We start from the raw sequence: 10925 nt of genomic DNA on the forward strand, positions 1-10925 counted from the left end.
CCCCCGGACCCCTGCCCGGCGTCGTCCTGGGTCCCGCCCGCTACGGGAAGGCCGGGAACCGGGTGGTGCGGGTGGTCCGCGAGGGCCGGACCCACCACCTCAAGGACCTCGAGGTCTCCATCGCCCTGGAGGGCGACCTGGAGGAGACCCACACCCTGGGCCGCAACGACAAGGTGTTGCCGACCGACACCGTCAGGAACACCGTCTACGCCTTCGCCCGCGAGCACGGCATCGCCTCCGCCGAGGAGTTCGCCCTGCTCCTCGCCCGCCACTTCGTCGCCGGTCAGGAGTCCATCCACCGCGCCCGGGTGCGGATCGAGGAGCACCTGTGGGAGCGCATCGAGGTTCCCGGCGCCCCGACCCCCGACGGGGAGGTAGCCGATCCGCCCCGGCACTCCTTCGTCCGCTCGGGCCGGGAGACCCGGATCGCACAGGTCACCGTCGACGCCGAGGGCTGCGAGGTGCTGGCCGGCCTCACCGGCCTGACGGTCCTCAACACCACCGCCTCCGAGTTCCACGGCTTCGTCGAGGACCGCTACACCACCCTGCGCGAAACCACCGACCGCATCCTCGCCACCGAGGTCACCGCCCTGTGGCGGTACGCCGACCGGTTGCCCGGCGCGGGGTCCGGTACCGGTGCCGGCACCGGGCCGGACGAGGGGCCCGCCCCCGACTGGGACGCCCGCTGGACCGCCGCCCGCGACCACCTCCTGGCCGCCTTCGCCCTCACCCACTCGCTGTCCCTGCAGCAGACGCTCTACGAGATGGGGGGCCGCGTCCTGACCGGCGTTCCCGGCGTGGCGGAGATCCGGCTCTCCCTGCCCAACAAGCACCATGTCCCGTTCGATCTCTCGCCCTTCGGCCTCGAGAACGACCACGAGGTCCACGTCGCCGGCGACGACCCCCACGGGCTCATCGAGGCGACCGTCCTGCGCGAGGGCGCCACCGCCCGGATACCCCCGGACCTCGTCAACGCCCTGTGAGCGGGGCCGCCCGACCGGGCGCCCCGCACCCCACCGTCCCGAGACCGGAGAACCCACCCATGGCGGATCAGCCCACCCCCCGGCGCCTGGTGATCGAGAACTGCGCCGTCGCCACCGTCGACGCCGGGAACACCCGGCACGAACGGGGCCACCTGGTGATCTCCGACGGGGTGATCGAGGCGGTCGGCGCCGGCCCCGCCCCCGCACCGGCGCGGGGAACCGGCGAGGTGCGCCGGGTGGACGCCGAGGGGCACCTCGCCACCCCCGGCCTGGTCAACACCCACCACCACTTCTACCAGTGGCTCACCCGGGGCATGGCCACCGACCACAACCTCTTCGACTGGCTGGTGGCGCTCTACCCGGTGTGGGCGCGGATCGACGAACCGATGGTCGGCGCCGCCGCCCGGGCCTCCCTGGCGATGATGGCGCGCGGCGGCGTCACCACGGCCTCCGACCACCACTACATCTTCCCCCGCGGTTCCGGCGACCTGCTGGGCGCCACGATCGCCGCCGGCCGCGAGGTCGGCATCCGACTCACCGCGACCCGGGGCTCGATGGACCGGGGCGAGTCCGACGGCGGCCTGCCCCCGGACTTCGCGGTGGAGTCCACCGAGGAGGCGCTGCGGGCCACCGAGGAGGCCGTGGACACCCACCACGACCCCTCGTTCGGCTCGATGCTGCACATCGCCGCCGCCCCCTGCTCGCCGTTCTCCGTCTCCACCGACCTGATGCGGGAGGCCGCCGCGCTGGCCCGCCGCAAGGGCGTGCGGCTGCACACCCACGGCTCGGAGACGGTGGAGGAGGAGAAGTACTGCCACGAACTGTTCGGCATGGGCCCCACCGAGTACTTCGAGACCACCGGCTGGCTGGGCGAGGACGTGTGGATGGCGCACTGCGTCCACATGACCGACGCCGACGTGGCCGCCTTCGCCCGCACCGGCACCGGAGTGGCGCACTGCCCCTCCTCCAACGCCCGCCTGGCCGCCGGCATCGCCCGGGTCCCCGACCTCCTGCGCGCGGGCGTCCCCGTCGGGCTGGGAGTGGACGGCACCGCCTCCAACGAGGCCGGTGAGCTGCACACCGAACTGCGCAACGCCCTGCTGGTCAGCCGCCTCGGTCCGCACCGGGAGAAGGCCCTGGGCGTGGACGACGCCCTGCGACTGGCCACCATGGGGGGTGCCCGGGTACTGGGCCGCGACCGCGAGATCGGCTCCCTGGAGCCGGGCAAGCTCGCGGACGTGGTGCTCTGGCGCCTCGACGGGCTGGGGCACTCCACCATCGTCGACCCCGTGGCGGCCCTCGTGCTCGGCCCGCCCGCCCCGATATCCCTGGCCCTGGTCGGCGGGGAGCCGGTGGTGGAGGACGGCCGACTGCTGACCGTCGACGAGGAGGCCGTCGCCCGGGAGGCCCGCACGCAGGCCCGTCGGTTGGCCGACGCCGCGCCCTGAGCGGCCCGGTCCGGGCGGACCGGCCCCCGGTCGGCGTTCGTCAGCACCCGCAGGCGGCGGAGTCGACCGGGGCCGTCAAGGGGTCCGCCGCGCGCCGCTCGGTGCCGGCGGCAGTCTCGACCGGGAAGCCCTCGCGGATCCAGTACTCGATCCCCCCGATCATCTCCTTGACCCGGTAGCCGAGCCGGGCGAGGGCGAGCGCCGCCCGGCCGGCGCCGTCGCAGCCGGGCCCCCAGCAGTAGGTGACGACCGGAACCGTCGGGTCGAGCAGGTCGGGGGCCCGGGACGGGACGAGCGCGGTGGGCAGGTGCACCGCGCCCGGCACGCGGCCCTGCCGCCAGGCCGCGTCCCCGCGCGAATCGACCAGCACGAACCCCGGCTCGCCGGAGTCGAGGGAGGCGCGGACATCGGAGACGTCCGTCCGGAAGGAGAGTTGTGCGGCGAAGAAGGCGGCGGCCTCGGCGGGGGGCGCGGGCGGTACGCGCAGGGCCGGACTCGCGGTGATGTGGGTCATGGAGGAAACGCTACGAGCGCTCGGCGTCCACCGACACCGCCGATCAACGGTCTTCCATGGATCACGCCGGGGATGTCGTGGTAATCATGCCCGATGACCGCCGAATCCCTCGACGAGATCGACACGCGCATCCTGGACGTCCTGCAGCGGGACGGCCGGGTCGGCTACGCCGAGTTGGCGCGGATGGTGTCCATGTCGGCCAGTGCCGTCACCGAGCGGGTGCGACGGCTGGAGGAGAGCGGCGTGATCCGCGGCTACGCGGCCGTGGTGGACCCGGAGCGGCTCGGGCTCGGCATCCTGGCCTTCGTCCGCCTGCGCTACCCCACCGGGAACTACAAGCCGTTCCGGGACCTGCTGGAGACCACCCCCGAGATCCTGGAGGCCCACCACGTCACCGGTGAGGACTGCTTCGTGCTCAAGGTCCTCGCGCGCTCCATGCGCCACCTGGAGACGACCACGGGCCGCATCGCGGGACTCGGCTCCGTCACCACCTCCGTGGTCTACTCCAGCCCACTCCCGGGTCGCGCGATCACGGCCGCGGTTTCCCCGCCGGAGCGGCCCGGACGCCCCCGCGGACAGGCGTGACGCCTCCGCGAACGGGCGCGGTCCGCCCGCCGTCCGCTCCGCGCACCCCGGGGCCGCGTACCGGGCGGCGGGCCGGACGGAGGACGGCGCCGGGGTCTCCTCCGGCGCGCGCGGCACCTCCTCCGGAGCCGCCCCCACCACCACGGCGTGCTCGTCCACCCGCGGCAGCCCGTCGTGCTCCTCACTCATCGCCGCGCGTCCTGTCCCGCACCTCCGGGAGGGCCCGGAAGCCGGCCGAGACGTAGGTGGCGACGGCGGCGACGAGGGAGCTCGGCGTGCAGACGAACGCGCTGGAGCAGCCCATCTCCCGCAGGGCCGCCGCCGCCGCGAGGGTGATCGCCCTGCCGTACCCGCGACCGTGATGTTCCCGGTGCGCCCCCATGGGTTCGATCAGCCCCGGCCTCCCCGGGCCGGCCGACCACACCGTCACCGCCGCCACCGCGGTGTCCCGGTCGTCGTACGCGACCAGGCACCGGGCATCGGCGTACACCGGGCCGGCGGCCATCGCGTGCCACCGCTCCTCCGTGAACGTCGAGCCCTGGAAGGAGGCCCGGTGCACGGCGGCCCGCTCGCGCGCCCCCTCCGGCCCGACCACCTCGATCCGCACGCCCGGGTCCTCCACCGGCCCGGCAAGGTCACGGCGCAGCGGTGTCCACGGCTCATCGGTGCCCCAGCCCTCGGCGTCCAGCAGATCGTGGAGCAACGCGCCCGGAGGCGCCTCGATGTTCGCCCTCCCCTCCGGCAGGACACCGCGCCCCGGGTCGATCAGGTCCCCGACCAGTCGCCGCGCCAACTCCTCGTCCCGCAGGGCGTCCGGCGCGATCGCCAGACGCAACAGGCGGGGACCGTCCAGCAGTCCGACGGCGAGGATCCGTCCGCCCCGGCTCCAGGTCCGCAGTGCCGCGGCCGTCGCCTCCGCGCCGAACCGGTGGAACCAGCCGACGTCCCCCGGGTGCAGCTGCGGCGGCGCCCCGTCCTCCTGCCACTCCCGCAGCGCGTCCACGGCCGCGACCGTTCCGTCCACCCCCGGCCCGCCCAACGCGATCGTCATGCCCCGGATCCCACACCATCGCGGTGCCGTTCCGCACCCGGTTTTCGGCGGAACGGCGGAGGGGACCGGGCGGGGGTACCGGGCACCCCCGGGGGTGCCGGCTCGAAACGTTCCTCCCCCACCGGAACGGCGGAAGCGGCCGGTGAGTCGGTGGAGAATGTCCCCGACGCCCACGCGCCCGGGAACGCCGGGGGAGGGGGAGATCCCCGCGTCCCCGGCCGCAGAGCCGGCGTGATGCCGGAACCGACCGGAGGAGGCGCCGTCCATGAGCGGGATCCAAGCCCTCGCACGGATGTACCGGCGCTTCGGTGAGATCGACGCCGCCGGGACATCGTCGCTGTACGAGCGAGTGGCCGTCGCCCTGAGCGGGTCCGAGGAGGCGTTGCGCGCCATCGGGACGGTGCCGGCTCGCAGGCGGCACCCCCGGGTGATCTTCGCCGCGCTGCACGACCTCGCCCTCGCCGGACGGGCTCCTGCGCTTGCCGCGTCCCATGCCACCGGGGACGGTGACGCCGCCGCCGCTGCGGCGATCGACACGCTGCTGCGCATGACCGACGCGGTCGTGGCCATCGCCGTGCGTCGGAGGGTGCGAACCGATGAGACCGGGCGCCACGCCGTGCTGTACCCGGCCATTGCCGAGGCGGCGCGCCGGACGGGCGCGACCGCGGTGGGCCTGATCGACCCGGGGTGTTCGGCCGGCTTCAATCTCGCCGTCGATCGGGTCGGCATCACCTACAGTGACGGTGTGTCGCTGGGTGACCCGTCCTCCCCGGTCCAACTTTCGGCCTCGATCGTGGCCGGCCGATCCGTCCCGACCGGGGCGATGCCCCGGGTCATCACCCGGGTCGGCATCGACACCGAACCGCTCGACGTGACCGATGCGGACGACGCCCGCTGGTTGCGTGCCTGTCTGTGGCCGGACCGGCCCGATCGGACGGAGCGGCTCGCGAGGCTGGAGGCGGAGACGGCGTTGACCGCGACGGTCCCGCCGCTGCTGCTGCGGGGCGACCCCGTCCGGATGCTGCCCGACGCCCTGACCCGGGTCCCGGCGGACGCCCTGCCCGTCGTCACCACCACCCGGGCGCTGTCGCGCTTTCCCGCCGGGAGCCGCCCGCGTTTCCTGCACCACCTTCACGAGGCGGCGGCCGGACGGCCGGTGGCGTGGGTGTCGGCGGAAGGGGTCGGCGTCGCGCCGACGATACCCACCCTCGGCGATCGTCCCGCCTCCGGACACAGCATCATCGGCCTGGCGATCCTCGATCGGTCGGCCCCGCGCGCGGTGACAGCCGAGGCCCTGGGCCGTTGCTGGTCACGGGGCCGCATGGTGGCGTGGACCGCGAGTCCCGGCAGCACCGCCCCCGGCTCGTGAGCCCACCGGCGCCACGGTTCGTCGGGGGCCGCTCCCGGTGGGGCGCCGGGGCGCAGTGGATGTTCAACCGCCACGTTCCGGGGTGGGGTTCGGCGCGCGGTGCCCCCGGCAGGCCGTTCCGTCGGCAGCCGCGTTCCCATCCCGATGTCGGTGGGCGGGGATACGCTCCGGCCGGCGGCCGGCACGCCGTGTTCTTCCCGTCCCCTCGTCTTCCCGTTCCCCGTACCGACGGACGGTGCCGGTCGCGTCCGTCGGCGAAACCGGAGCAGCCCATGACCCCACCCGGCCCCGTGACCCGTGATCTCCTGCGCACCCTCGACGAGGTGCGGTCCCGCACCCTCGTCCGCCTCGACGGCCTCACCGACACCGAATACCTCTGGGAGCCCGTCACTCCCTGCCTGACGATCCGGGAGGACGCGGACGGTGGGTTCCGCGCCGACCGTCCCTCCCCGGACGATTCCCGGCCCGCGCCGTTCACCACGATCGCCTGGCGGATGTGGCACATCGGAGCGGACTGCCTGCGCGGGTACGGCCGTTTCTTCGGGGACGAGCCCCCGGCGGAGACGCGGTACACGTGGCCGGGCACGGCGGCGGAGGGCATCGGGGCGCTCGACCGGGAGTGCGCCCGCTTCCGGGCCCGGGTCGAAGCCCTCGGTGACGAGGGCCTCCAGCGGCCCATGGGCCCGCAGGCCGGCCCCTACGCGGAGGCCACCTACCTCCTGTTGGTCCTCCACGCCCTGGACGAGGCCGCCCATCACGGCGCCGAACTCGGCGTCCTGCGCGACCTCCGTCTCCACGGCTTCGCCGCCGGCCCGAAGCACGGGATCGGGGAAGCCGCCGCGGGCCGGGACGCGGGCTGAGACGCGGACCGGAACACCGGGACCGGTCATGGCCCCGGTGTTCCGGTGACCGGGATCAGTCCAGCAACTCGTAGGCCGGGATGGTGAGGAAGTCGACGTACTCCTCCGCCAGGGCGATCTCCAGCAGCAGCTCGTGCGCCCGTCGCCACCCGCCGGCGGCGAACTCCTCCGCACCCACCTCCGCCTCGATCGCCGTCAACTCCTCGGCCGCCACCTCCCGCACCAGGTCGGCGGTCACCGTGCGACCGTCGTCCAGCACGACCCGGGCGTCGATCCACTGCCACAGCTGCGAGCGCGAGATCTCCGCCGTGGCCACGTCCTCCATCAGGTCGAAGACCGCCACCGCGCCCCGGCCGGCCAACCAGGATCGCAGGTAGCGGGTTCCGACCTGCACCGCGTTGCGCAGCCCCGCCAGGGTGGGGTGGGCGCCGGTGGAGTCGATCGCCAGCAGCTGTTCGGCGGTCACCCGCACGTCCTCCCGCAGGCGTTCGCGCTGGTGGGGGCGGTCGCCCAGGACGGCGTCGAAGGAGGCGCGGGCCACCGGCACCAGGCCGGGGTGGGCCACCCAGGAGCCGTCGAAGCCGTCGCCGGCCTCCCGGTCCTTGTCGGCGCGCACCTTCTCCATCGCCGCCGCGTTGACCTCCTCGTCCTTCGAGGGGATGAAGGCCGCCATGCCGCCGATGGCGTGCGCCCCCCGCTTGTGGCAGGTGCGCACCAGCAGTTCGGTGTAGGCGCGCATGAAGGGGGCGGTCATGGTCACGGCGTTGCGGTCGGGGAGCACGAACCGTTCCCCGGCGTCCCGGAAGTTCTTCACGATGGAGAACAGGTAGTCCCAGCGTCCCGCGTTGAGACCGGCCGCGTGTTCCCGCAGCTCGTACAGGATCTCCTCCATCTCGAAGGCGGCGGTGATCGTCTCGATCAGCACGGTGGCCCGGATGGTGCCCCGTTCCATGCCCAGCAGTTCCTGCGCGGTGAGGAACACGTCGTTCCACAGCCGGGCCTCGGCGTGCGACTCCAGCTTCGCGAGGTAGAAGTAGGGGCCGCGCCCCTGCTCGGCGAGGAGCCGGCCGTTGTGGAAGAGGTACAGCCCGAAGTCGACCAGGGCGCCGGGGATCCGGCGGCCGTCCACGGTCAGGTGCTTCTCGTCCAGGTGCCAGCCGCGCGGACGCATCACCACCACGGCGAGTTCGTCGTCGGGGCGCAGCGCGTACCGCTTGCCGCGTTCGTCGGTGAAGTCGAGTCGCCGACGGAAGGCGTCGGCCATGGAGAGCTGCCCGCCGATGACGTTGGCCCGGGTGGGGGAGGAGGCGTCCTCGAAGTCCGCCAGCCAGACCCGGGCCCCGGAGTTCAGGGCGTTGACGGTCATCTTGCGGTCCGTGGGACCGGTGATCTCCACTCGCCGGTCCAGCAGCGCGGGTGGGGTCGGCGCGACCGTCCACTCCGCTTCCCGGACCCGGGCGGTTTCCGGGAGGAAGTCGAGGGCGCCGGTGCGCGCGATCTCCGCCCGGCGTGCGGCCCGGGCGGCGAGCAGGTCGTCCCTCACGGGGGTGAAGCGGCGGTGCAGTTCGGAGAGGAATTCCAGGGCCTCCGGGGTCAGCACCTCCTCCTCGCGGGGCAGGGGGGTGCCGTGCACCTCGACGGAGGCGGACGGGCGGGAGGTGGAGCCGGGAGCGGCGTCGGCCATGGGGGGAGGGACTCCTTCGCGGGCGGCCGGCGGCCCGCACCGCCGCGCGCCGCCACGGACGGAATCCTAGGTTCGGCCACCGTCGCGTTCAACACTTTGTTGAGGCCGGGGCGCGGCGGGTCGTCCCGCCGCGAGCGCTCTCCGCAGGTCCTCCGGGGTGTCGATGTCGGCCGGGTCGGCCACGTCGGAGCACTCCACGATCCGCACCCGGTCGGCGTGCTCCGCCAGGTACGCCCGGGCGCCCCGGTCGCCCCGGGCGGAGGCGACCACCCCGGGCAGGTGCTCGGCCCCGAGCAGCACGGGATGCCCCCGCTTCCCGCCGTACCCGGCGGTGACCAGGGCGGAGCGGAGCCCGCCGGGGGCCTCCCGGCCGGCCGCGATCACCCGGGCCGCCGCCGCGGCACCGATCCCCGGCTGGTCCACCAGCATCACCAGCACGGCCTCGGCCGCCGGCGGGGGGTTCAGGCCGACGCGCAACGAGGAGCCCATCCCCTCCTCCCACCCGGGGTTGACCACGATCTCCCGGGGGCCCGCGCCCGACGCCGTCAGCCGTGCCCGGACCCGTTCGGCGTGGGCACCGATCACCACCCGCACCGGATCGCAGCCCGCGGCCGAGAGCACGGCGACGGCGCGTTCCGCCAGGGACCGGCCCCCCACCTCCAGCAGGGCCTTGGGTCGCCCACCCAGGCGCCGCCCGCCGCCCGCCGCGAGCACCAGGCCGGCCGTACCGCCCCTCACCGCTCTCACGCCCCGGAGGGCCCGGTGATCGCCTCGGTGATCACGAAGCCCTTCGCGGAGCCGGTGGGAACGGTCACCGGTGTGCCGTAGGGGGTGCGGGTCTCCTCGAGGTACACGGCCTCCCCCGGGGAGGGCGAGGTCAGCAGGGTCACCGTGCCGCCCTCGTCGTGGTCGTCGAGCAGCAGGTACCCGGGGATACCGGCCCGGGCGTATGCCCGCCGCTTGCGGATGCGGTCCCGGGACACACTCTCGTGACCCGGCGAGACCACCTCCACCACCACCTCGAGGCAGGAGGCGCGCAGGCCGAGCCCGTCATCGGTGATGTGGGGTTCGTCGTCCTCCGGGGCCACGAAGAGATCGGGAATCCACACCTTCGGGTCGTGGATGACGTTCATGTCGTTCCCGGCGACCCATCCGGTGCCTGCCGGGGTCCGGGTCGGGAAGTCGTTCAGGGCGCGGTGCAGCCGGTTGACGATCCCGCCGGGGCGGTAACGTCCCGTCGGTGACACCTCGATGAACCCCTCGACGATTTCGGCGCGGTAGCCCTCGGGGAGTTCCACGGCCCTCCACGTCCCCCACAGGACCTCGTCGAGCCCGGGGTCCCGGTGGGTCGGAACGACGGGGCCGATGGCACGGGTCATGGCGCAGCACCTCCTCCTCCAGCTCCTCCGGTCCGGTGGCCGGGCCACCGCCGGACAAGCCCGTTCGGCACCGTGCGCCGAGCCCGACGGCCCCTCTCCCGTAAAGCCCCGGGGAGTCCCCGGAAAACGGTTTCCCGGTCGCCCCCTCACCCGATCGCGTGAAGGGTCGTCGTCAGTCCGGTCGGTGGGCGTTGAGGGAGGCCGACAGGTCGCGGGCGACCTCGCGCAGCAGCGGGACGATCTTGTCGGTGGAGTCCTCGGTGAGGCGTCCGGCCGGACCGGAGACCGAGATGGCCGCCGGGGTGGGGGAGTCGGGCACGGAGACGGCCAGGCAGCGCACGCCGATCTCCTGTTCGTTGTCGTCCACGGCCCAGCCGTCGGCCCGCACGGTCTCCAGTTCGGCGAGGAAGGCGTCGGGAGAGGTGACGGTGCGCTCGGTCAGTGCCGGCATCCCGGTGCGCACGAGCATGGCCCGCACCTCGGCGTCGGGTCGCTGGGAGAGCAGGGCCTTGCCCACGGCGGCGGTGTGCGGCGGGACCCGCTTGCCGACCTCGGTGATCATCCGCATGGAGTGCCGGGAGGGCACCTGTGCCACGTAGACCACCTCGTCCCCGTCGAGCAGCGCCATGTTGGCGGTCTCGCCGGTCACGTCCACCAGTCGGGCGAGGTGGGGCCGGGCCCAGGTGGTCAGGGGGCGGGCGGCGGCCTCGCCGAGCCGGATCAGGCGCGGGCCCAGGGCGTAGCGGCGGTTGGACTGCTGGCGGACGTAGCCGCTGGCCACCAGGGTGCGCATCAGGCGGTGGATGGTCGGCAGGGGCAGACCGCTGTCGTTGGCCAGCTCGCTGAGGCCGATCTCACCGCCCGCGTCGGCCATGTGCTCCAGGAGGACGAAGGCCCGCTCCAGGGACTGGACCCCGCCGCCGGCGGCTGGCGATTTGCGTTCCTCGGACGGCGGCACGTGGCGTTCCTTTCCGGCGGGATGATGAGGGGGCGGCGGGATGGACCCTGTCTTTTATACACATCTCCGAACCCACGAGACTTGGAGCTATCTC

General features: G+C 74.1%; 11 protein-coding genes. 5 read left to right on the top strand and 6 right to left on the bottom strand.

From position 1 onward, the window contains the following. Positions 1-11: 11 nt before the first annotated feature. Entirely contained in the window at positions 12-983 is a 972-nt protein-coding gene (pucL, locus tag FOE67_RS06785; RefSeq protein WP_182661508.1) for a factor-independent urate hydroxylase, read from the top strand. A gap of 59 nt (positions 984-1042) precedes the next feature. Then, the gene (locus FOE67_RS06790; protein ID WP_182661487.1) at positions 1043-2431 is read left to right on the top strand and encodes an 8-oxoguanine deaminase; all 1389 of its coding nucleotides are present in this window, start codon (positions 1043-1045) and stop codon (positions 2429-2431) included. A gap of 40 nt (positions 2432-2471) precedes the next feature. Here the strand turns inward: FOE67_RS06790 and FOE67_RS06795 are convergent, their stop codons facing one another. Next, positions 2472-2945: a rhodanese-like domain-containing protein gene (locus tag FOE67_RS06795; RefSeq protein WP_182661489.1), complete on the bottom strand. Its 474-nt coding sequence runs from the start codon at positions 2943-2945 to the stop codon at positions 2472-2474. Between the two features lie 93 nt (positions 2946-3038). Here FOE67_RS06795 and FOE67_RS06800 point away from each other — a divergent pair, with 93 nt between their 5' ends. Beyond that, complete coding sequence (locus tag FOE67_RS06800; protein WP_182661491.1) at positions 3039-3530, top strand: Lrp/AsnC family transcriptional regulator; 492 nt, start codon at positions 3039-3041, stop codon at positions 3528-3530. Between the two features lie 181 nt (positions 3531-3711). On the opposite strand, the gene FOE67_RS06805 is transcribed toward FOE67_RS06800, so the two are convergent. Beyond that, complete coding sequence (locus tag FOE67_RS06805) at positions 3712-4581, bottom strand: GNAT family N-acetyltransferase (protein WP_182661493.1); 870 nt, start codon at positions 4579-4581, stop codon at positions 3712-3714. Positions 4582-4846: 265 nt separating this feature from the next. Here FOE67_RS06805 and FOE67_RS06810 point away from each other — a divergent pair, with 265 nt between their 5' ends. After that, a complete protein-coding gene (locus tag FOE67_RS06810; protein WP_182661495.1) occupies positions 4847-5950 on the top strand; it encodes a DUF2332 domain-containing protein in 1104 nt (367 codons plus the stop codon). 290 nt (positions 5951-6240) lie between these two features. Then, entirely contained in the window at positions 6241-6810 is a 570-nt protein-coding gene (locus FOE67_RS06815) for a DinB family protein (RefSeq protein WP_323384385.1), read from the top strand. Between the two features lie 55 nt (positions 6811-6865). Here the strand turns inward: FOE67_RS06815 and aceB are convergent, their stop codons facing one another. The 4 genes from aceB to FOE67_RS06835 form a co-directional block, all read right to left on the bottom strand. Continuing rightward, positions 6866-8494 carry a malate synthase A gene (gene aceB / locus FOE67_RS06820; RefSeq protein WP_182661499.1) on the bottom strand — a complete coding sequence of 543 codons (1629 nt, stop codon included), beginning with the start codon at positions 8492-8494 and terminating at the stop codon, positions 6866-6868. A gap of 66 nt (positions 8495-8560) precedes the next feature. Beyond that, entirely contained in the window at positions 8561-9241 is a 681-nt protein-coding gene (locus tag FOE67_RS06825) for a nucleotidyltransferase family protein (RefSeq protein WP_182661501.1), read from the bottom strand. After that, positions 9238-9873: a Uma2 family endonuclease gene (locus FOE67_RS06830; protein ID WP_182661503.1), complete on the bottom strand. Its 636-nt coding sequence runs from the start codon at positions 9871-9873 to the stop codon at positions 9238-9240. Before FOE67_RS06830 ends, FOE67_RS06825 begins: the two co-directional genes overlap by 4 nt. A 172-nt stretch (positions 9874-10045) precedes the next feature. Continuing rightward, a complete protein-coding gene (locus tag FOE67_RS06835; RefSeq protein ID WP_182661505.1) occupies positions 10046-10831 on the bottom strand; it encodes an IclR family transcriptional regulator in 786 nt (261 codons plus the stop codon). Positions 10832-10925: the final 94 nt, after the last annotated feature.

The organism is Streptomyces calidiresistens (assembly GCF_014141525.1).
Lineage (GTDB): Bacteria > Actinomycetota > Actinomycetes > Streptomycetales > Streptomycetaceae > Streptomyces > Streptomyces calidiresistens.